Origin of the sequence: Alteromonas gilva, from assembly GCF_028595265.1 — a bacterium.
Lineage (GTDB): Bacteria > Pseudomonadota > Gammaproteobacteria > Enterobacterales > Alteromonadaceae > Alteromonas > Alteromonas gilva.
Genome location: NZ_JAQQXP010000001.1, coordinates 1,449,496 through 1,469,959, shown reverse-complemented (window position 1 = coordinate 1,469,959; position 20,464 = coordinate 1,449,496). Strand labels below are relative to the sequence as shown.

21 protein-coding genes are annotated in these 20,464 nt (G+C 47.2%); 13 read left to right on the top strand and 8 right to left on the bottom strand.

The window, feature by feature from the left end:
* Window positions 1–135: 135 nt before the first annotated feature.
* On the bottom strand, window positions 136–864 hold the full coding sequence (rpsB, locus tag OIK42_RS06445; RefSeq protein WP_273639220.1) for a 30S ribosomal protein S2: 729 nt from the start codon (window positions 862–864) through the stop codon (window positions 136–138).
* A 470-nt stretch (window positions 865–1,334) separates the two neighbouring features.
* On the opposite strand from rpsB, the gene map reads away from it, so the two are divergent.
* From map to dapD, 3 genes are all read left to right on the top strand, one after another.
* Window positions 1,335–2,129 carry a type I methionyl aminopeptidase gene (gene map, locus OIK42_RS06440; RefSeq protein ID WP_273639218.1) on the top strand — a complete coding sequence of 265 codons (795 nt, stop codon included), beginning with the start codon at window positions 1,335–1,337 and terminating at the stop codon, window positions 2,127–2,129.
* Window positions 2,130–2,278: 149 nt separating this feature from the next.
* Entirely contained in the window at window positions 2,279–4,921 is a 2,643-nt protein-coding gene (gene glnD, locus OIK42_RS06435; RefSeq protein ID WP_273639217.1) for a [protein-PII] uridylyltransferase, read from the top strand.
* Window positions 4,918–5,742 carry a 2,3,4,5-tetrahydropyridine-2,6-dicarboxylate N-succinyltransferase gene (gene dapD / locus OIK42_RS06430; protein ID WP_273639215.1) on the top strand — a complete coding sequence of 275 codons (825 nt, stop codon included), beginning with the start codon at window positions 4,918–4,920 and terminating at the stop codon, window positions 5,740–5,742. The genes glnD and dapD overlap by 4 nt, the downstream gene beginning before the upstream one ends.
* A 251-nt stretch (window positions 5,743–5,993) precedes the next feature.
* Here the strand turns inward: dapD and OIK42_RS06425 are convergent, their stop codons facing one another.
* The gene (locus OIK42_RS06425; RefSeq protein ID WP_273639213.1) at window positions 5,994–6,596 is read right to left on the bottom strand and encodes a mechanosensitive ion channel domain-containing protein; all 603 of its coding nucleotides are present in this window, start codon (window positions 6,594–6,596) and stop codon (window positions 5,994–5,996) included.
* A 20-nt stretch (window positions 6,597–6,616) separates the two neighbouring features.
* Here OIK42_RS06425 and OIK42_RS06420 point away from each other — a divergent pair, with 20 nt between their 5' ends.
* On the top strand, window positions 6,617–6,811 hold the full coding sequence (locus OIK42_RS06420; protein ID WP_273639211.1) for a hypothetical protein: 195 nt from the start codon (window positions 6,617–6,619) through the stop codon (window positions 6,809–6,811).
* On the opposite strand, the gene OIK42_RS06415 is transcribed toward OIK42_RS06420, so the two are convergent.
* The 3 genes from OIK42_RS06415 to OIK42_RS06405 are packed head-to-tail and all read right to left on the bottom strand — an operon-like array spanning window position 6,800 to window position 8,325.
* Window positions 6,800–7,249 carry a flavodoxin domain-containing protein gene (locus OIK42_RS06415; RefSeq protein WP_273639208.1) on the bottom strand — a complete coding sequence of 150 codons (450 nt, stop codon included), beginning with the start codon at window positions 7,247–7,249 and terminating at the stop codon, window positions 6,800–6,802. The genes OIK42_RS06420 and OIK42_RS06415 overlap by 12 nt on opposite strands.
* Window positions 7,250–7,259: 10 nt before the next feature.
* Window positions 7,260–8,003, bottom strand: coding sequence for a pseudouridine synthase (locus OIK42_RS06410; protein WP_273639205.1), 744 nt, complete (start codon window positions 8,001–8,003; stop codon window positions 7,260–7,262).
* A complete protein-coding gene (locus OIK42_RS06405; RefSeq protein WP_273639203.1) occupies window positions 7,993–8,325 on the bottom strand; it encodes a YqcC family protein in 333 nt (110 codons plus the stop codon). Before OIK42_RS06405 ends, OIK42_RS06410 begins: the two co-directional genes overlap by 11 nt.
* 60 nt (window positions 8,326–8,385) lie before the next feature.
* Between OIK42_RS06405 and OIK42_RS06400 the strand changes: the two genes are divergently transcribed.
* From OIK42_RS06400 to OIK42_RS06380, 5 genes are all read left to right on the top strand, one after another.
* Window positions 8,386–9,441: a DUF3549 family protein gene (locus tag OIK42_RS06400; RefSeq protein WP_273639201.1), complete on the top strand. Its 1,056-nt coding sequence runs from the start codon at window positions 8,386–8,388 to the stop codon at window positions 9,439–9,441.
* Window positions 9,438–9,752, top strand: coding sequence for a DUF3301 domain-containing protein (locus OIK42_RS06395; RefSeq protein WP_273639199.1), 315 nt, complete (start codon window positions 9,438–9,440; stop codon window positions 9,750–9,752). Before OIK42_RS06400 ends, OIK42_RS06395 begins: the two co-directional genes overlap by 4 nt.
* 800 nt (window positions 9,753–10,552) lie before the next feature.
* Window positions 10,553–11,263, top strand: a complete 711-nt coding sequence (locus OIK42_RS06390) for a metallophosphoesterase (RefSeq protein ID WP_273639197.1) — start codon at window positions 10,553–10,555, stop codon at window positions 11,261–11,263.
* Window positions 11,264–11,464: 201 nt separating this feature from the next.
* Window positions 11,465–12,463: an LLM class flavin-dependent oxidoreductase gene (locus tag OIK42_RS06385; protein ID WP_273639195.1), complete on the top strand. Its 999-nt coding sequence runs from the start codon at window positions 11,465–11,467 to the stop codon at window positions 12,461–12,463.
* Between the two features lie 1,033 nt (window positions 12,464–13,496).
* Window positions 13,497–13,877, top strand: coding sequence for a hypothetical protein (locus OIK42_RS06380; protein ID WP_273639194.1), 381 nt, complete (start codon window positions 13,497–13,499; stop codon window positions 13,875–13,877).
* Window positions 13,878–13,924: 47 nt separating this feature from the next.
* Here OIK42_RS06380 and OIK42_RS06375 read toward each other — a convergent pair whose 3' ends face one another.
* Both OIK42_RS06375 and OIK42_RS06370 read right to left on the bottom strand, forming a co-directional pair.
* Window positions 13,925–14,563, bottom strand: a complete 639-nt coding sequence (locus tag OIK42_RS06375; RefSeq protein ID WP_273639193.1) for a GNAT family N-acetyltransferase — start codon at window positions 14,561–14,563, stop codon at window positions 13,925–13,927.
* 498 nt (window positions 14,564–15,061) lie between these two features.
* Window positions 15,062–15,424, bottom strand: coding sequence for a DUF3192 domain-containing protein (locus OIK42_RS06370; protein WP_273639191.1), 363 nt, complete (start codon window positions 15,422–15,424; stop codon window positions 15,062–15,064).
* Between the two features lie 196 nt (window positions 15,425–15,620).
* On the opposite strand from OIK42_RS06370, the gene OIK42_RS06365 reads away from it, so the two are divergent.
* Window positions 15,621–15,905: a Rossmann-fold NAD(P)-binding domain-containing protein gene (locus OIK42_RS06365; protein WP_273639189.1), complete on the top strand. Its 285-nt coding sequence runs from the start codon at window positions 15,621–15,623 to the stop codon at window positions 15,903–15,905.
* On the opposite strand, the gene syd is transcribed toward OIK42_RS06365, so the two are convergent.
* Window positions 15,902–16,459 carry a SecY-interacting protein gene (gene syd / locus OIK42_RS06360; RefSeq protein WP_273639188.1) on the bottom strand — a complete coding sequence of 186 codons (558 nt, stop codon included), beginning with the start codon at window positions 16,457–16,459 and terminating at the stop codon, window positions 15,902–15,904. The genes OIK42_RS06365 and syd overlap by 4 nt on opposite strands.
* 126 nt (window positions 16,460–16,585) lie before the next feature.
* Between syd and queF the strand changes: the two genes are divergently transcribed.
* The 3 genes from queF to ppnN are packed head-to-tail and all read left to right on the top strand — an operon-like array spanning window position 16,586 to window position 20,343.
* Complete coding sequence (gene queF / locus OIK42_RS06355) at window positions 16,586–17,428, top strand: NADPH-dependent 7-cyano-7-deazaguanine reductase QueF (protein ID WP_273639186.1); 843 nt, start codon at window positions 16,586–16,588, stop codon at window positions 17,426–17,428.
* Window positions 17,429–17,473: 45 nt separating this feature from the next.
* Window positions 17,474–18,985, top strand: a complete 1,512-nt coding sequence (locus OIK42_RS06350) for a GGDEF domain-containing protein (protein ID WP_273639184.1) — start codon at window positions 17,474–17,476, stop codon at window positions 18,983–18,985.
* Window positions 18,982–20,343, top strand: a complete 1,362-nt coding sequence (gene ppnN / locus OIK42_RS06345) for a nucleotide 5'-monophosphate nucleosidase PpnN (RefSeq protein WP_273639182.1) — start codon at window positions 18,982–18,984, stop codon at window positions 20,341–20,343. Before OIK42_RS06350 ends, ppnN begins: the two co-directional genes overlap by 4 nt.
* Window positions 20,344–20,464: the final 121 nt, after the last annotated feature.

Here is a 20,464-nt window from a genome sequence, read left to right as displayed (position 1 = left end):
TTCAATTCCTCAGCAAATAATAATTTACAGTAAAAGGGGCAGCAGCCCCTTCTAATTAATTCTTAGGTTTCGATCTTGAATCGATCGGTACAAATTAATCTGAGGCCCGTTCGAGCCTCAGACTAATAACGCGGATTACTCAGCTGCTTCAACGAAATCGTCTTCAGCCTGTACTTCCAGGTTGTTGTTGCGACCTGCACTCACTGCGTCAGCAGCGGCGTTTAAGTACAATTGAATTGCACGAATCGCATCGTCATTACCAGGAATGATGTAATCAACACCGTCCGGGTTAGAGTTAGTATCTACAACAGACACAACCGGGATACCCAGGTTGCGGGCTTCAGTAACAGCGATGTGTTCGTGATCGGCATCGATAACAAACAATACATCTGGCAAACCGCCCATGTCTTTAATACCACCCAGGCTGTTTTCCAGCTTGTCCATTTCACGCTGAAGCATCAGCGCTTCTTTTTTGGTCAGCTTTTCGAAAGTACCGTCCTGGCTTTGTTGCTCAAGATCTTTCAGACGCTTAATTGACTGACGAACGGTCTTCCAGTTAGTCAGCATACCGCCTAACCAACGCTTGTTCACATAAAACTGGTCACATTTCTGTGCTGCTTCTTTAACCGCATCACCGGCTGCACGTTTAGTACCAACGAACAACACTTTACCTTTTTTCGACGACACACCAGACAGGAAGTTAAGTGCTTCGTTAAATAAAGGAACGGTTTTTTCCAGATTGATGATATGAACTTTGTTACGAGCGCCAAAGATGTAAGGTTTCATCTTAGGGTTCCAGTAACGGGTTTGGTGACCGAAATGCACACCGGCTTTCAGCATGTCACGCATAGAAACGTTTGCCATTATATTTTCCTCAATTGGGGTTAGGCCTCCATACACCCTTTGTATCGATCCGCACTTATTACTAAGCTAGACACCCCGATACGCAGTCACAGTGTATGTGTGTTTTAATTTAAGTTTGTGTACTTTATGAAACCAGATACCAAAGCATTTACATTGTTACAATCAGCCAGGCGTATTCGCAGACGTCAGGTAACAGTAAAAGCCTGGTAATTCGGATATTTCAAAAAGCGCGCGCTTTATACCATGCAGAGCCATTATACTCAAGGTAAAATTGGTTTTTATTGCCGTGCCAGGCCCTGCAGAAGCCCGTTGCGGGCAGACTTAACCACACAGGTAACTATACAGGCGCAGCGGTATTCGATAACATACTGCCAATTAAATGATGCATAGCTGCTCTGTTTGTTTACCCAGAACAACGCTCAAACAGACACCATGCTGTGCCTTAACGAACAAATAAAAAGAGGATTCGGGTGGCTGCAATAATAAAAACCGCTGAAGAAATCGAGAAAATGCGTGTCGCAGGCAGGCTTGCTGCTGACGTACTGATGATGATAGGCGACTATGTTAAAAAAGGTGTCACTACCGAAGAACTCAATACGCTTTGCCATGACTATATTGTTAATGAGCAGCAGGCGATCCCAGCCCCATTAAACTATGGTCATCCGCCATTTCCAAAATCAGTATGTACATCGGTTAACCATGTTATCTGTCATGGCATACCGGCCGATAAGAAACTCAAGGATGGCGACATCGTCAACATCGACGTAACCGTGATTAAAGATGGTTACCACGGCGATACATCCAAGATGTTTGTAGTGGGCAAACCTAGTATTCTGGCCGACCGCCTGATAAGAGTGACCCAGGAATGTTTATACAAGGCTATTCAGCAGGTCAAACCGGGTATGCGCTTAGGCGATATTGGTCATATATGCCAAACCCATGCTGAAGCGCATAACTATTCTATTGTGCGTGAGTATTGCGGGCACGGCATTGGGGCTGGCTTCCACGAAGAGCCGCAAATTGTGCACTACGGAAAACCCGGTACCGGCGAAGAACTGCTGCCCGGCATGTGTTTTACCATAGAGCCGATGGTAAACGCGGGTAAACGCTACTCTAAAGTTTTACCCGATCAGTGGACAGTGGTGACCAAAGACCGCAGCTTGAGTGCGCAATGGGAGCACACGCTGCTAGTAACCGAAGACGGTGTAGAAGTATTGACGCTAAGAGACGACGAAGAACTCGAACGAACCTACAGCCATAGCTAACAGACTTTCAGAACACAGCCTGACAGCGGCTACCGGCAGAATAAAGGAATAACCGTTTTTTTGTATTCAATCGATGATCGCTATTCGCCAGCGTTTTGATGTAAACAATGCGCGGCGATACGAACTAAGACGTAAACATTGGGTGAGTTTTGAAATTAAAATCGTTATGTGAAGAAATAGCCGCGATTGAGTCAACCGACAATGTTGCAGCCATACGTCAGTTGGTTATCAACAGCTACGACTGGCTTAGATCCAGTTTTACTGAAGAACCGATTAACGAGTTGGTTACCGGTCGCGCAGTTTTTGTCGACACACTGCTGCAGCACCTGTGGCGTCTTTACGGTTTAGCCGAACTAAAAGGACTGGCACTTTGTGCAGTCGGCGGTTATGGCCGTGGTCATTTGCAGCCATATTCTGATATAGATTTATTGATTGTCAGTAAAAAAACGCTGCCCCGGGACATTCAGGATAAAATAGGCCAGTTCATTACCCTGCTTTGGGATATAAAGCTGGATATTGGCCAGTCGGTCAGAACCATAAAAGAAACCGTTAAACTGGCCAAAGGGGATATTTCAATCGCCACCAACCTGGTTGAAAGCCGCATGTTGTGTGGCTGCGATCAGACCTTCGTGGATTTGTGGCATGCGGTGAACGAAAAGGATACCTGGACCAGCCAGGCGTTTTTTGCCGCCAAATATGACGAACAAAAGGCGCGACATGCCAAGTTTAATGGCACCTCGTATAACCTCGAGCCGAACGTTAAAGAAAACCCCGGCTGTTTACGAGACATTCAGTCCATCGGATGGGTCGCCAAGAAGCACTTTAAAGAATACGACGGCCAGGGCCTCGTCGGGCATGGTTATTTTACCCAGGAAGAACTCGATGAATTAGTCGAATGCCGGATGGCGCTCTGGCGCATCCGCTTTGCATTACATTTGGTCGCTGGCCGCAGTGAAAACCGGTTGTTATTTGATTACCAACCGGACGTCGCCACCCTGATGGGTTATGGCGACGACAACAAAACGTCCGTTGAAAAAATGATGCGCGCTTTTTTCCGCAATGTGCGCCGTGTAAGCGAACTCAACCAGATGCTTTTGCAGCGGTTTCGCTACGACATGCTCAATCAGACTACGCAGCATCGTCATGTTATTAATGATGACTACTGCATACTTGATGACAATATTTCCCCCATTCACGATGACGTGTTTTCGACCCCCGAGGACATTCTCGACTTTTTAAAAATCATTGCCGATCATCCCGAAATAAAAGGCCTCGATACCAGCTGTATTCGTGCTCTGCGTAACGCCCGGCGACGTTTTCAGTCGGCGTACTATGTGAAACGTGAAGCCTGTCGCATAAAACTGATGGCGCTGTTCAGACACCCGCATTTTTTCGACTTTGCCTGGGACATTATGCATCAGTACGGTATTTTACAGGCCTATCTGCCTGAATGGGATCATATCGTTGGCATGATGCAGTTTGATTTGTTCCATGCCTACACTGTTGATGAACATACGCACCGGCTGGTTAAGCACGTCAATCACTACTTTTCTCGTGACAATAAAGCGTTTCCGCGCTGCGGTCGCATTGTGCGCAACCTCGACAAGCCAGAGCTGCTGTATATCGCGGCTATCTTCCACGATATCGCCAAAGGCCGCAACGGCGACCATTCAACCCTCGGAGCCAAAGATGTGGCGCTGTTTTGTGACAGCCACGGGATCGCCAGCAACGATGCCGAGCTCATTGCCTGGCTGGTCGAAAACCACCTGTTAATGTCGGTGGTTGCGCAGCGACGTGACATTTACGATCCTGAAGTGGTTAACGATTTTGCCACCGCAGTGCGAAGCCACACCCATTTAAATTTGCTGTATGTACTGACTCTGGCCGATATTCGGGCCACCAACGACAACCTGTGGAACGACTGGAAGTCGTCGCTATTGCGCGAACTCTATTCCATGACGCAAAAAGCCCTCGACAATGGTTTACAGTGTGGCGCCACGATGCGCGAACGGGTTGACACACATAAACAAAAAGCCACTCAGTTGCTCAAACAACACGGCACTGATGCCGACAAACTCGAGACGTTGTGGTCTCGTTTTGAGGACGATTACTTCGCCCGTTTTAAGCCGGAGCAAATTAGCTGGCACTCGCGGGAAATTCTCGCCTTTGAAGAGCGCCGCAAGGCTGGTGATATGCTCATTAAAACCAATAATGAGTTAGCCAAAGGTGGTACCGAGTTACTGCTTTATGGTGACGATCGGCCTGCCCTGTTCGCCCAAATTGCCTCGGTACTTGATAGCCGTAACTGCTCTATTCATGACGCGCACATTGCGGTAACCCGTGACGGCCATGTATTTGACAGCATTTTGATTTTAGAAAACGATGGTTCGCGAATAGAAGGCGAGTCACGTTTACGGTCGATCGAATCAGCCATTGAAGATCAGTTACTCAAACCCGGACGTAATCATAATAATACCCGTAAACTGTCGCGCAAACACAAACAGCTCGATGTGCCGGTTAAAGTGCGATTTTACTCTTCTCAGGACGATGCCACTTTAATTGAGCTGGAAGCATTGGATGCGCCGGGAATTCTTGCTAAAGTCGGTCACGCTTTCGTAGACTGCAAATTAACTTTAAAACTAGCCAAAATTGCCACTATCGGTGAACGCGCGGAAGACGTGTTTATTGTGTCGAATGAGCAAGGCAAAGCCCTGACGCCAGAAGAACAGACAACGCTGAAAAAGCGTATATTGTTTAAACTCGATCAACTTGAAGATATCAACATACCATGACTGAATTAAAAGCCATTATTGAAGCGGCCTTCGAAGACCGCGCCAGTATTACGCCTTCTGCCGCTCCGGCTGAAGTAAAACAAGCCGTAAGCGACGCCATAGCCATGCTAAATAGCGGTGAAGCCCGCGTTGCAGAGAAAATCGCCGGCGAATGGGTTGTCCACCAATGGCTGAAAAAGGCGGTACTACTTTTTTTCCGTCTGCATAACAATGACGTAATGGAAGGTGCAGAAAGCCGTTTCTTTGATAAGGTTCCGCTTAAATATGCTGACTATAGCGCAGAGCAGTTTGCCGCTGATGGCGTCCGTATTGTGCCACCGGCAGCGGTTCGCACCGGCTCATATGTTGGCAAGAACGTAGTAGTAATGCCTTCTTACGTAAACATTGGTGCTTATGTAGACGAAGGTTGTATGGTGGATACGTGGGCAACGGTAGGCTCGTGCGCGCAAATTGGTAAAAACGTTCACTTATCAGGCGGTGTGGGCATTGGCGGTGTATTAGAGCCGTTACAAGCTAACCCCACCATCATTGAAGACAACTGTTTCATTGGTGCCCGTTCAGAGATTGTTGAGGGCGTTATTGTCGAAGAAGGCGCGGTGATCTCAATGGGCGTTTATATTGGCCAAAGTACCCGCATTTATGACCGTGAAACCGGCGAAATACACTACGGACGAGTTCCGGCAGGCGCTGTTGTGGTACCCGGCAATCTGCCAGGTAAAGACGGCACCTACAGCTTGTATGCAGCCATCATCGTTAAAAAGGTTGATGCCAAAACCCGGGCAAAAGTCGGCATTAACGCCCTCTTGCGTGGCGCAGAATAAGCACTATTCGCTAGTATCTGAAAAGGCGCCTGATGGCGCCTTTTTTGTCACTTGTTGTGGCTGAAAGAACCACCCGGAAAGCAGACTTCATCTGGCTTGCCTGATGCACTTTTTACGCTGCAAGCGCTGTCAGTAATAAATGTGTGGCATACCAACAGGTACTTAAAAAGGCGGTATTTCATCTCATACATCGATGGCTGCAACAACAGGCATTCCCCAGCAGCAACCTGATCAGTTTTAAAACTTCGCGGTTAATTTTTTTGGTTCTGAACCTGGTTCTCTGGTGTTTGGTTTTTATCCGATGTTTTACCGATGCCCTGCCAGTGCTGCTTCGGGTTAATAATAATTGGCCGGGTTAATACCAGGTTATTGGGATAGGCAATTTCTTCGTTATCTTTGGTTAATAAACGCGTAGCAAACAGGTTAATGTCTGTGATGTACCCTTCCATGTAGTTATCACCATCCATTATGCGAATAAAATTTCCCTTGCTGTAGGATTTTTGAAACAACAACACAAAATAAGAGGTGATATTGCTCAATAAAGACCAACTGGCAAACAGGGCAACACCGGTTAACGCGATAATAGAGGTGGAAAGCACAATGAGTCCACTAAAGTCGACACCCCAGACTAACAGTAGCACCGCAACGGTTAAGATCCCTGCTAAGAGTCGGGCGGTATGATAGGTCTTTTTGCGCGCCTCTTCATTTAACTTGCTGTTTTTTGCAAGCTTTTCCACCCGGGGTAAGAGTAACCTGTTGACGAGCAAAAATATGATCAGCACTAACGCCGTTAATATCAGGTTAGGAATATAAAGAATCGCCCAATCCGTAAATCGGGTAAAGACTTCGTTCATCTTATGGTTGTTCCTTAATCATGTTTCAGGCAGTCGCCAATATAGCCGCTATACCCTTACGTTTAAACTGGCTGCATCGCTCTGACGAGCACCGGCCAGTGCATTGCTTGTCGAACGTTGAGGCACTGCCCGACCGCAAGAGTCAGCGGTCTAAAAAGCAAAAAGACGCCTACGTGGCGCCTTTTGACATGCTGCGCCGGCAATTATCCCAGTAACTTTTGCTGAATGCCTTTAAACCATTCCAGCACATCCTGCTCCGGCTCCAGGGTTTCCATGGCGTCAACTTCGAGCATATCCACCACAGGAAAGCCTTGTAATTCGGTTAATAACTCCTGGCAAATTTTGCCACCACCGCAAAACGATTCGCCATAGCTGCTGTCGCCAAGCGCGGCCACTGCAAAGGGTTTTTGCTCCAGTAATGGAAACTGCGTGCGCAGTTCATCAATAGGAAACTCCAGGTTAGGCGGCAAATCGCCCTGCCCTGTTGTTGAGGTGATTACCAACAGTGCTTTGGGGTCGGTAAAATCACTGACATCAGGATCTTTAAAAATTTCTGAATCAATACCTTTATCTTCTAAAAACGTCTGTACTTCTTCGGCGACATTTTCTGCATTGCCGTATACCGAACCAACGATAATATTCAGGGTTGCCATGAACCTACCTTTACTTTTGACTCCAGGTTAAAAACGGCTGCCAGCTTACCAATAACTCGGCTATTTCGCTATCGACTTGGGTGCTAATTGTAAGCCATTCATCGCTGACCGGGTGATAAAAACCCATCGACACGCATACCAGCATTAATCGATGATTATGAAATTGTTGGCGCATCAACGCATTATGCTTACCGTCGCCGTGGGTGGTATCACCCACAATGGGATGCCGAAGGTGCTGGATATGACGGCGTAACTGATGTTTGCGGCCGGTGTGGGGGCGCATGCCCAACCAGCTGTAGCGGGCTGACGTATAGCGCCCTACGGCAAAGGGTAATTCATAATGGGCCAGCGGCCAGTAATCGGAATGGGCCGTTTGCGGGGCAACATCGCGGGTGCGGTCGGCATCGGCGTATTTGTCCCAGCGGTATTTAAGTGCGTAATCAATCATCCCCGGAGCTTTAACATACCCGCGCACCAATGTCCGATAGGATTTATGCATTCCATTTGCCATCATTTGCTGGTTCATTTTTGCCGCTGTCTCAGAGTCGAGCGCAAACAATAATAGCCCTGCTGTTGGCCGGTCTAAACGATGCAGCGGAAACACATGCTGACCGAGTTGGTCGCGCAGTATTTGCACCGCAAAGCGCGTTTCATGCTTATCGATGGGGCTGCGATGAACCAACAGGCCGGCGGGTTTATAAATGGCCACCAGATACTCATCCTGATAAATAATGGGCAGTGTTTCATTGGTCATGCACTGTATCGCTCCAATCATCAAATTCAGCGAGCACAGCCTGCACGTTTGGGTGGGCGTTTGCCCAGCTCACCTGCGCCATCGGCAAGACACTCATCGGGGGAACTCTGTCACCACTTTTTAACAGGGCATCCAGGCGAGGTATAAATATAAACTGCAACCATTGCGCAAAGCTCAGGGTGTCGCAGGCAAACGGCTGCTGACTTGCCAGGGCTTCAGCCGTTGGGGGCTGTACAGACCACAAACCCGCCGCTGTCATTGCCGACTTAAGCTTTAGCACCAACGCCAAGCCGTGTTGTATCTCGTGCGATTCACGAATCATTACGCGCTATCTCCAATGCCTGTTACACTAGGCGTAAATTTTGTTTTTATTAATTTCAGCATGAATTCAAAGAATATTCACTCGCTGAGCGAGTTTCTCTTACATGCGGGCACGGATTATCGCATTTTTGATCTGGGACGTGGCGTTTTTCCGGTTAGTTCACAAGATTTTCTCGATATTGAGAACGGTAAAGTCTGCCCGCCTCGTCCAAGGCAACAGCACGTTTGGTATGCGGTGGTGTTTTGGCAAACCCGCCCCAAGGCGCAGCGCTACATCTGGTTTGTAAAGTTTCCCGTTGATGAACAAGGGATGCTGGTACAAGCAGCGCGCAACCATTTTTTACAGATTATTGTGGATGCGTTGGGCCATCAGATAGCCGCCGATCAAGCGGCTGACGAATTGCCTGACAACCCGTATACGTTTACGCCCACGCAGCAACAGATGGCCCAGTTTTCGGCCATCACCCGCCAGGCTTTGGGCGATCCTAAAAACGATGCGGCCCCTTTGGTAGAACAATATTTGCAAACCCCAGCAGTGATTGACTGGCAAAAGCTGCCTGTTCAAGCCATTGCCGATACGCTCATCGCGATGAACGATACGTTGGCTGAGCACATTGTTAACCACTATGAGCATTTCAGTGAGCCGTTCATCGATACCATGTTGAGTAGCCTGGAAAGTGTTGAGTTAAATAGTCAGCTGCGTGATTTTTTTATTCAGCAGACCCTCGAACATGCTAGAGAAGATAGCCAACACCAACGCGTATCAGAACTATTACGCGCGCTCAGCTCACCGGTGTTTTCAGCACCGGTTAATGCGTGTATTAATCAACTTTTTGATATCGTTGCGCAGCCGGACATGCATTTACTCAGCGTCATTGCGGCCCGCCACTATGCGCAGCTCGATACCCTTACCGCCCAACGATTTTTAGAAGCCGCTGCTAAAGCCGATCAGGCCGGGGCGCATCAACACGCCCTGTTCATTGGCTTGTTCTCTGATCTGGTGCAAATTCCCGTATTACGCAGGACCATGCTCACTCTGGCCAAAGCCCACCAGCACAATCCCGTTATGCAACAGTCAGTGGCCGCGTTATTTAACCAGGCAGGTTCAGCACAATGAATTTATTTGATGTAGTTCTACTTGTTGCCTTGTTTGCTGCCGGCACATTTTTTTGGCGGATTAGAAGCATATCCGAATATGCCAGTCAGTATTTAAAGCACTATTGTGAACAGCAAAATCTGCAATTAATTAGTGTTGCCAGAAAAACCACTAAACCCATGGTGTATCGCGGTAAATTAGACTGGCGAAGCGATTTTATTTTTGAGTTTTCAGCTACCGGTGACGACTGTTATCAGGGATTCATTACGATGAATGGTCGCACCGTGGTGAAGACCGAGTTGCCCCCGCACCGAATGAACAGCTTCCATTAGCCCTTGACAAGCGGCTTTTCGGGCACAAAAAAAACGGTGGCAACTGCCACCGTTTTTCATGGAATTTTGAGACTCCCTCTCAGCGTAAGTGCGATATAAGGCCATGCCTTAAACCCTGCACGCAATTCCCTCTTATTCTGCTTCACAGCAGGCCACTCATCCTGAGCGTATCCCTTTCCGTCATTCCCTGCTACAGCTCTACATCCTGTTAAGCCTGTTCCATCCTGGAATTGTCCTTGCAACCATCCTGGTTGTTATCATCCCTTTCCTTTCTGGTGTCCTACCAGCCAGCCCATCCTAAGCTGCTCCTACTATCCCTACTGCGGTTTCCTTTAGCATGATGTCTTCCTGACATCCCGCAACTCCTTGCGACATTTATAAGGTTACGCCTATTAGAAATTGTTGCTACCGCTATTTTTTAAAAGTTACCGATAATTTAAGCTTATCACCCGTACGAAAAACATGAATCGTTATTTATCATTCACTTAACCTTTAGTATAAGATGTTAGCCTGTATCAGAAAGCGTCTTATCTTACCTCTGAGTAAGAAATATCGTACACGGCGTTGCCAGATTGGTTGTGCAAGTCCCCACAGCAGAGGTTGAACAGGCTCCCAGGCAAACAAGACTGTGCATAATGTATGCTCGCCGGTGCGGGCAGAGCCTTAAAGTTCAGGCGAATTTGTCACCGGATAGGCTAACGCCCTTGTGCCGGAATAAAATTTGCTCCCGGACTTTTACTGCTGCATCGGATCGAGTAGCATTCACCGCTACAGCACGGTTATCAGCTAATACGGTGAATATGAAGATTAAAGCCAATGCGCTTAATAAAGCGCCGGTGTGTAAAGAAATCACAATCGACGACGCAACGAGAGTATTCATAGTGGGCGATCTTGATGCCCACTTCGACCGGCTACAAGCCGAGCTAAACAAAGTAAATTTTAACCCTGAACAAGATGTTTTATTTAGTCTTGGTGATGTCATCGACCGTGGGCCAGACAGTATAAAGCTGCTTACTTACCTGCAACAGATTGGCGCCCATATGGTACTGGGTAACCATGAACATATGATGCTCGAAGCCTTACTCGGCAGAGACATTATGGCAATGCGTTTATGGATACAAAACGGCGGCTCATGGCACCAGTCAGAATCACTGCCTGACCTGCTAAAAATGTGTAAATGGCTGGTACAACAACCCCTGTCATTTAAACTTCACTATCAGGGTTTAACCATTGGTATTTCTCATACGCTGCCCGAAGAGTGGGACTGGAACCAATTTCCGCATCGGCAAAGCGACGTAGTCTGGAACCTGCTATGGGAGCGGGAAAGATTTGTCCGCAACAGCCATGTGAGCAACCACGGAGTTGACTTTTCGGTACACGGGCACAACTCTACGCAACAAATTCGGTGGATCAGCAATTCGCTGCATATCGATACCAGTTTTTATGGCAGGCCTACGGTTATTGACTTAACGACCATCATAGCTCAGTTTCGCGCCAATATTGCACAATAGCGACAGACCTTTAAGCCCAGGTTACACAGTGCGCCACCGATTTGCTTTCCTGGTAGCAACCCGTTTCTGCCGGAGTGCGAGTCGATGCGCTTCAGTGCGCCGGGCGATGTTCGTCGTCTGCTAGTCACCATCTATCGAAGACTACCTTGGTTGTGGTGATGATATCCCAATAAAGAGTACTAAATAACTGAGGTACACACGATGACAGATTCCATCACGCTATCCATTCTTGACCTTGCTCATGTGGCCAGCGGCACATCGGTGCGCGATGCTCTGCTGCGTAGCCAGGCAAATGCAATCTGCGCCGAACAAGCAGGGTTTAAACGCTATTGGCTGGCTGAACACCACGGCATGCGCGCTGTTGCCAGCGCAGCGACAGCGGTATTATTGGCCTCAGTAGGCGCAGTAACCTCTCATATTCGTATTGGTGCCGGCGGAATAATGCTGCCAAACCACGCCCCCCTGGTGATTGCTGAGCAATTCGGCACACTGGCAGAACTCTATCCTGGCCGTGTTGAGTTAGGGTTAGGCCGGGCGCCAGGTACAGATCTGGCGACTGCCAAAGCTTTACGGCGAAACATCCAGGCCGATGCCGAACGTTACCCGCAGGATATTACCGAACTACAACAGTTTTTTGCTGAGCCGACCGATAACCAACAGGTGATTGCCGTACCGGGTGCAGGTACACAAGTACCAATTTGGTTATTAGGATCCAGTTTATATTCAGCGCAGTTAGCCGCCCACATGGGTCTGCCCTTCTCTTTTGCCTCACATTTTGCGCCGGATATGCTGCAGGATGCTATCAGTATTTACAGGGCAAATTTCAGGCCGTCGGAGCAACTCAGTAAGCCTTATGTATCGGCCGGAGTGATGGCAGTCGTTGGCGATACCAGTGCGCACGCTGAGCAATTGTTTAGCTCTGTTCAGCAGCAGTTTGCTAATTTGCGGCGTGGCGCGAACAACCCTCTGCCCTCCCCGGTTGAGGATATTCGTCTGGTATTAAATGAAATGGAAATTCGTACGATTAACAGCACACTTCGTTATGCAGCGGTAGGCGATACCACACAGGTGCAACAACATCTTAATAACTTCGCGCAGGCATTTGATTTGGATGAACTTATTTTGTCCTTCCCGATTTACGACCACGATACTTGCCTGACCGCCATTAAACAAACCGGCGCGATGCATATTTATGCTTAGCTAACCGCATCTCCCGTTGGTAATGAGGGTTTTCATTGTAACGCTAACTCAGCCTGCGCCATGAATGGCGCTTTATATCGGGCATAAAAAAACGATGGCCGGAGCCATCGTTTTCTTTGAATTTTGAGCTTCCTTCTCAGCGTTCCATTGCGACTAAAATCATCCAGATTGAAATCCATATACGCCCCTTTCCCTCTTTTCTCACCGCATCCTGTGTGAGCAACTCATCCTGAGCAGGTCCTTTCCCTTAATCCCTGTTTGGCTACCCATCCTGCTTGTAGCATTCTTCATCCTGAAGTTGTCCCGAAAGCCTCCTGGCTTTGTCCTGCTTCCTTAGTGAAACATCATGTCTCACTTTTACTCGTCCTGAGTCGTCCTCATTCGTCCCTGTGTCATCCTGACTCGTCGTGTTTCCTTGTGACACATTCATAATACGCCGGTGAAGAATTAATACTAATGGTTTAATTTGCCTTACGAACAAAAAAAACGGGACCGGCGACACAAATAAAAATAAAAGTAATATTTATCAGTAAATTATGAATAATCTATCAATTATACTGGCATAACACCACCACGATATCGCACAGCTTTGTAAGACATATCTTACAAGACAGGTCAGATTTACCTTATACTTTAGAATAAAACACCGTGGTTGCATTTTATGTTACTCACAAAGCAGCCTGATGCAACTTCATGTCGCGGCAAATAACCGCGGTTTCACGTCATGCGCCAGATTGATGACTCCCGGTAGTAGCCAAAAGTGTTGTTTTAAGTCTCTGACCAAATCAATATGAGCCTGCGAATGGCAAAAATAGCAGTGCCTTTGAGTGTCTTTATGTGCTTAATAATCAGGTAGGTACACCTCATCCCGGCTAAACGAAAAATACGTTCGTGTACTCTCTGACAGTTGCTCAAATACACGTTTTATTATTTAATAACGCCATACAACGTATCTGCAATCACGACTATGCCTTTTTCTAAACTCTTAAATATTACGAAAATGCCGGCTTTATCCCCGCGTCAACGAGTTTGCTTGCTAGCCGCAATACTGGGCGTCTACGCACTGACAGTGTTGCTCACTGAACATGCATTCAACTTATTATTTTTGAGTATCTTACTGAATATTTTTTTGCTACCCGAACTACTGCGGCAACATAGCGCTGACCGGGTCGATACGCCTAATGATTATGTCCGGTTTGACGCTGAAATGATGCATGTAGGGACTACCCCAATTCCATTGGTAAAAATCAACAAAGTGGCGCTAGAGGTAGTAGACGATGATTGCTATTTTTCGCTCCCTTATAACCAGATCTCACCGGGTAAATGTCCGGCATTCGTGTTTCCTGCTCATCGACTGAGCAAGTTTGAACATCACCTGCAGTCGCATTTACAAAACATCGAAATCATTCGCTAACACTGCAGAGCGACGGGTACACTTAAACCTGGTTGTCGGGCTGGCGCTTACGGGCGCGGCCTGAACATCACCTGACCCTGCTTGGTGGTAATTTCTACCTGGGCCACTTTCTGATAAAACCCATCAGAGAAAAAGCTCTCGTATTTAGGTACCGTTACAAACACGCCAACGCCTTCTGAGCCTCTGTGTTCCAGCAACACACTGTCGATGGCACGCATGAGTAAATGCCCCAGGCCGTGAGACTGGTGATCGGGATGCACGGCGATAAATGACAGCAGGTGATACTTTTGTGCCGGCATGGCAGCACGGATTTTTTCTTCTTTTTCTAGCATCTGCCGTGTGCCGTAATAACCGGTTGTAAGCAGCATCTTTAACCGCCAATGCCAGTAGCGCCCGGCACCAGCAGCATTATCCGGCCCGGTTAAACAGGCAACGGCAAGTAGACGCCCTTCATCAAACAAACCAATAATAGGTTGGTCAGCTTCCCAAAACGCGCTGAGCTCTTCCCGAATAGCAGAGCGTAAACGTGACTCATAGCCTTCTTTTTCGCTTTGAAAAATCTCCAGGAATATTGGATCGTCGTGGTAAGCATTATAGATAATCGACGCCGCAACCTTTAAATCTTCGGCAGAGAGATAGGCAGCTCTGATGTTATCGAGATTTTGTTGTAATTCTGCTTGTACCATTTTCTGCTTCCTACTAATTAGACCGATTTTAGTCGCATATGGCGCCGTAAACGCCAGCTATCATCAAGCTCACACGTTACTATTAATTACTGTATTAAGGCGGCCTACTTTAGGCCGCAAAAATTCCAACCGTGCATACCTCGATAGGGGGTTTACGCTAACCACTCACCATCACTACTTAATCTGGCAATCCCCACTTTAGCGGAAAAACAGCGCCGTTGTAAACAAAATGTTAAAGGGTGGATTTTTCCCATCGCGTTAAGTTAAAGAACCGGCGTGTAGAGCGATGAATAACTACCAATGCTGGAGACAATCACAGTATAGCTAACGCTGGTTGCGACAATGAATTATACGATGTTTGACCACCGGAGCTTTTTTTAAAAATAGGGGAAACTAGGTATATGGTTGTAATTATACAATCGCAGCTTAGGACCTGGCAGACACTAAAAAGGTAGCCGACTGGCTACCTTTTTAGTGTTTAAATTGGTGCTTAAATAACTATATTTTGCGCAGAGCCTCTTCACCCCAGCCAATTAAACGATTATTTTCGAACACCAGTGGCGTACACTCATCTTTGGTCGTCACACCATCATCTTCGGTGCGTTGAGTGCGGTAGTAAAGAATACGGTAAACATTATCACCACCGCCTACCATCTCATTAAAATCAGCCACGCCCATTTTACGGGTCACATCTTCGTAATGCGTATCAAGTTCCAAACGCGCAATGTGCTTTCGATTATTATACTCACGTTGCTCCCAATCTGACTGATACTGCTCGCGCTCATCACCACCAACAGAAATCACACAACCGGACAGTAAAAGCGGGGCTACCAGTGCAGTACAAAGCATGAGTTTTTTCATAATATTTCCTTGAAACAAAGTTTATTCATTATTTATATAAAGAGTTAATCAAGAATGAGGCCAATTATAAGCTATTGATTTTAAAGACACACGAGAATTTTAAACTTGGCACATCAACTAATTATGGGTATATTCAACGAAGTATTGGTATTTTTGACCAGCATAAGATAACTGGTCTTTTATTAAGGACGCCATAATGTCTGCAACAGAAAAGCAAGCCACACTTGTTACCTTATGCCACACGCTCGCGGCTCAGGGGCAAACACCCGGTGTTGGTCTGCTACGTAGCAAAGCCCCGTTTAAAGTGACGGTTCTGGATGCAATTGAAGCCATAAAAACTTTTAACCAACAATATCAGGCCGCCCCTTCCCCTGCGGATATCAGCGACAAAGAAAAAATCAGCCAGTTGGAAAAACGCGTCAAGCAATTAGAAGATGCGTTGGTGGTTATGGAGAGCCGGCTAGCTAAATGGGGAGCCTAACACACCAGCACAGGTGGTGTGAGGCCGTCCAGAAAGCTGGCTAAATCTGGCGCCAGGCATCGTTGCGGGATTTTGCCTACTTGCTCAACAACCACTTCACCGGAGGCGTTGTCGACGGATAAAATAAAGTCATCCTCGTCAGTCAGCCCAAAAAACAGCGTCGGCGGCTGCTTGAGTCGCTGCTTCATTAACAAGTGCCCTATCAGGTTTTCTTGTAACCGGGCAAAGTCGTCTTCACTGCAGACCTGCAATAACTCACAATCGCCCTGCTCAGCGCGTACCTGCAGATTAAAACTCCAGTAGGTCGTAAAAAACTTGCAGAATTGTTCGTTGAGAGTGATGTCTAGGGCGTTTTCAATATTGGCAAAGCTCTGTTCTATTGTCATCAGAACGGGCTGCCACTGACACGGTTGACCGGCTTCAACATGAGTTGTATAACAAGGTGAATTCAATTCAGGATCAAACTCAGTCGTCATTAACTGAGGCTGCGTAGCGGCCGCCTGTTGAAGCTCAAGCATCAGCTTGTGCAATGATTTTTGTACTATATTCTCCATTGCGTTTCCATATTGGTTATACTATTGAACTATAATAAAGAAATGGAAATACAGAGAATACCATAGCCACCAGTGTATTCTGTGTTCCACGTTGAATATATTAAAAAAATAACTCAATAAGGCCACATGACAAACAACCAGTCTCCCTCAACATTACCTACCGATCTCACTTTAGGTCAGAAGGTAGATTACATTGAACAGTATACGCCGTCTTTGTTGCAAGCCGTTCCGCGAGCGCTGAGCCGCTCACAAATTGGTGTCAGTTTCCCCTTACCCTTTCAGGGTATTGATATATGGAACGGTTATGAATTGTCATGGCTCAACCCGAAAGGGAAACCACAGGTGGCCATATTGCAGTGTTATGTGCCCATTTCGTCACCTAACCTCATTGAATCCAAGTCTTTTAAGCTGTATCTGAATAGCTTCAACCAAAGCCATTTTCGCTCTGCCGATGACGTGCTTGAGCATATTACCGCCGACCTTTCTGCCTGTGCGGGCGCCGCCGTCGACGCTAAACTGGTAACGCCACAAGCCTTTTCAGCGCTTCATATTAACGACTTGGAAGGAGTAGTGATTGATGATCTCGATATTGAAGTTAAGCATTACCAGCCAACACCTGAGTTACTCACTTGCGAATCTGAAGAGACAGTAAGTGAAAACCTGGTAAGTCACTTACTCAAGTCAAATTGTTTGATTACCAGCCAACCCGATTGGGCTAGCATCCAGATACGCTATGAAGGTGCGAAGATAGATCACAAAGGACTGCTGGCTTATCTCATCTCATTTCGCCAGCATAATGAGTTTCATGAACAATGTATCGAACGAATTTATTGTGACCTGATGGCGCGATGTAAACCGCAAAAACTGGCCGTTTACGCCCGTTACACCCGCCGGGGAGGTCTCGACATTAACCCCCTGCGCAGTAATTATGCGGTAGACGTGGTAAACGAGCGGATGGCCAGACAGTAATAACAACATGGCAGCCCCGATACCAACCAAGGAAGATGCCGGCTAATGGATACCAGACAAATCCAGACACTGCGTTCACACAGCGAACAACTGGCGGCATTTATAATCAGGTTATCAACCTATTACGAAGGAATATCCGTTGATATTGATAAGGAACTGGGTGTATTACGTCATCACTTAAGTGCCAAAGCCGACTATACCCTCGCCAGTATCAGTATTAATAAACTCAACCAGCTACTGATGCTGGAGCCGGTAACGGTGAAAACCCTTACCCAAAACTGGTTACGCCAACTCACCGAAGACATTCACACGTTTCAACGCCTGGTGACTGATCAGTCGGCACGAGAACTTGCTGTCAAAACTGCTGCAGCGCTCGAACAGCCGTCAGCTACCATTACGACTATTTTGCCTCTGTATGAGAAAGTACTGCAATGTTATAAAGTTGGCCTATCCAGCACTGACGCGGCCATAAGGCCCGCCGCCAACGATTCTCAGGCACTGCAGTTAAAGCAAAACCTGGTGCAGGAACTTGAACAACTGGTGCAAACCTATGTGCTGATTAATCCACAGGACGATTACCTGGCCTCTTTACATGAAAGGCTGGGAAAAGGGTTGAGCGAAGAGGAGTTACTCAGTAGTTGCCTGATCCTGATCCGAGTTATGGCCCACGAAACCATTGCCGAGGCGAATAATGCCAGCCGCGTCATTCAACGTCTCTGTAATGCGCTTCATAACGTGAGTGACGACGCTCAAAACAGCATAGCTAAAAGTACCGACAGTTTTGATGCGCGTCAGAACCGGCATTTGACGTTACAGGCTGTTATTACAAAAATGGAAGATGCCGTTGCAAACAATTGCGATGTTGACCAACTCAAGCAGCAGACACAGCTCTATCTCGACCAGTTAGCTGCTTCGCTCAATGCCGGGGAGCAAGCAGACCGTACCGAGCAGGAATGTTTAGTTAACACCCTGGTTTCGATGCAACAACAGCTTAAAGTACTGCAAAGGCAGACCGATTCTTACCGAAAAAAGCTGATCGAACAACGGGTAAATATGTATACCGATCCGTTGACCAAAATTCCTAACCGTATGGCTTACAATGAAAAGGCCGAAAAAGAATGGCAACGCTGTCAACGTGCTGATGTGCCGTTATGTATTGCGATCCTCGATGTTGATCACTTTAAACGTATCAACGATCAATATGGTCACGCTGCTGGTGATAAATCCTTACAGGCCATCGCCCGGCATTTAAAAAGCCAGGTTTCCAGTAGCGAGCTCCTCGCCCGTTGGGGAGGCGAGGAATTTGTAATGTTATTACCCGGGTACAGTCATGCTAATGCACCCGAGCTCAAAAATCGGCTGGACAATTTGCGAAAAGGACTGTCTGAACTACCCTTCAAATTTAAGCACCAACGACTGTCGGTCACCGTATCGATAGGCGTTGCTTTTTGCCAACATGGCGAGTCATTAGCCAGTGCGTTTGAACGCGCAGATAAATGCTTGTACCAGGCTAAATCAGATGGTCGGAATAAAATTGTTTTACAGGACCAAATATGAAAAAAGTGCAGTTAAACCCGGTTGGCTGGATGAGCCAACTTTCGCAGCTCGAAGTGGCTAAACTCGAAGATACGACCAACAGCGATCTTTACCGGCTTTTTCGTAATTGTTGTCTTGCTGTATTAAACAGTGGTGTTGACGAAGACGACTCTGAAATGCTCTTTGCCCCCTACGAGTCATTCGACATCAAGCTCGTCAGGCGCGAGCGCGGTGTCAAACTGGAACTTATCAACCCGCCGGAAGTGGGTTTTGTTGATGACCACTTGGTTAAAGGTATTCACGAGCACTTATTTTCCGTATTGCGCGACCTGCTTTACATGGGTAACAAATACGCGCTGGTCAATAAAACCACCTTGCAAGATGGCAGCACTATTACCGACATGGTGTTCGATATGCTGCGCCACGCACAATTAATTGAACGCAATAACGATCTCAATACAGTAGTGTGCTGGGGGGGCCATTCGATTGGTTTAAAAGAGTATAAGTACACCAAAGAAGTTGGCTATCAACTTGGTTTGCGCGAAATGAATATCTGCACGGGCTGCGGTCCGGGCGCCATGAAAGGGCCCATGAAAGGTGCCGCTATTGGTCACGCTAAGCAACGTTATCGTCAGGGTCGTTATATTGGTATTTCAGAGCCCAGCATTATTGCTGCCGAGCCGCCGAATGCAATTGTAAACGAACTGGTTATCATGCCTGATATCGAGAAGCGGCTTGAGGCATTTGTGCGTATTGGGCACGGTATTGTTATTTTTCCGGGCGGGGTCGGCACTGCCGAAGAACTCTTGTATCTGCTGGGTATCCTCATTCACGAGCGTAACGCCCAACAGCCATTCCCGGTTGTATTAACCGGTCCGGCAGGTAGCGAAGGCTATTTTGAGGCCATTCACGAATTCATTGGTGCCACGTTGGGCAGCGTCGCGCAAAATCGCTACCAGATTATTATTGATGATCCCGTCGAAGTTGCGCTCGTACTGCGTCAGGGCGTTAAAAAAGTCGAGCAATTCAGACTTGCGATGGGGGATGCCTTTAACTTTAACTGGTCGTTAAAAATAGAAGACGATTTTCAACAGCCGTTTATCCCCACTCACAAATCGATGGCTGCATTAAATTTACACCGCGATCAGCCACTGTCAGATCTGGCTAATAATTTACGCAAGGCCTTTTCAGGCATTGTCACCGGCAATGTTAAAGCCGAAGGTATCAAACAAATCCGTGATTGTGGCCCGTTCAACCTGTCTGGCGAAGCAGATCTGATGGCACGCATTGACACACTGCTCAAATCATTCGTCTCACAACAACGCATGAAACTGCCGGGGACGGAGTACCAACCCTGTTACAGTATTAATCGCAATTAATACTCAGTAACATTCTCAGTGCTGACAGTGGCCGATTATTTGGATAGACTAACCGTTAAAAATATTCACAGCGCGGTCATAATACGGCCACAATCATTATAGTTTAATGGAACAACACGTA

Excerpts from the sequence above, each read along its gene's own strand:
- OIK42_RS06350 (WP_273639184.1), top strand. The coding sequence starts at position 17,474 with ATGGATACCAGACAAATCCAGACACTGCGTTCACACAGCGAACAACTG.
- OIK42_RS06415 (WP_273639208.1), bottom strand. The coding sequence starts at position 7,249 with ATGGCAACCCTGAATATTATCGTTGGTTCGGTATACGGCAATGCAGAA.
- syd (WP_273639188.1), bottom strand. The coding sequence starts at position 16,459 with ATGGAGAATATAGTACAAAAATCATTGCACAAGCTGATGCTTGAGCTT.
- OIK42_RS06420 (WP_273639211.1), top strand. The coding sequence starts at position 6,617 with ATGTTTCAGGCAGTCGCCAATATAGCCGCTATACCCTTACGTTTAAAC.
- OIK42_RS06370 (WP_273639191.1), bottom strand. The coding sequence starts at position 15,424 with ATGAAAAAACTCATGCTTTGTACTGCACTGGTAGCCCCGCTTTTACTG.
- ppnN (WP_273639182.1), top strand. The coding sequence starts at position 18,982 with ATGAAAAAAGTGCAGTTAAACCCGGTTGGCTGGATGAGCCAACTTTCG.
- dapD (WP_273639215.1), top strand. The coding sequence starts at position 4,918 with ATGACTGAATTAAAAGCCATTATTGAAGCGGCCTTCGAAGACCGCGCC.
- OIK42_RS06365 (WP_273639189.1), top strand. The coding sequence starts at position 15,621 with ATGTCTGCAACAGAAAAGCAAGCCACACTTGTTACCTTATGCCACACG.
- OIK42_RS06375 (WP_273639193.1), bottom strand. The coding sequence starts at position 14,563 with ATGGTACAAGCAGAATTACAACAAAATCTCGATAACATCAGAGCTGCC.
- OIK42_RS06395 (WP_273639199.1), top strand. The coding sequence starts at position 9,438 with ATGAATTTATTTGATGTAGTTCTACTTGTTGCCTTGTTTGCTGCCGGC.
- OIK42_RS06385 (WP_273639195.1), top strand. The coding sequence starts at position 11,465 with ATGACAGATTCCATCACGCTATCCATTCTTGACCTTGCTCATGTGGCC.
- OIK42_RS06390 (WP_273639197.1), top strand. The coding sequence starts at position 10,553 with ATGAAGATTAAAGCCAATGCGCTTAATAAAGCGCCGGTGTGTAAAGAA.
- queF (WP_273639186.1), top strand. The coding sequence starts at position 16,586 with ATGACAAACAACCAGTCTCCCTCAACATTACCTACCGATCTCACTTTA.
- rpsB (WP_273639220.1), bottom strand. The coding sequence starts at position 864 with ATGGCAAACGTTTCTATGCGTGACATGCTGAAAGCCGGTGTGCATTTC.
- OIK42_RS06425 (WP_273639213.1), bottom strand. The coding sequence starts at position 6,596 with ATGAACGAAGTCTTTACCCGATTTACGGATTGGGCGATTCTTTATATT.
- OIK42_RS06405 (WP_273639203.1), bottom strand. The coding sequence starts at position 8,325 with ATGATTCGTGAATCGCACGAGATACAACACGGCTTGGCGTTGGTGCTA.
- OIK42_RS06410 (WP_273639205.1), bottom strand. The coding sequence starts at position 8,003 with ATGACCAATGAAACACTGCCCATTATTTATCAGGATGAGTATCTGGTG.
- OIK42_RS06400 (WP_273639201.1), top strand. The coding sequence starts at position 8,386 with ATGAATTCAAAGAATATTCACTCGCTGAGCGAGTTTCTCTTACATGCG.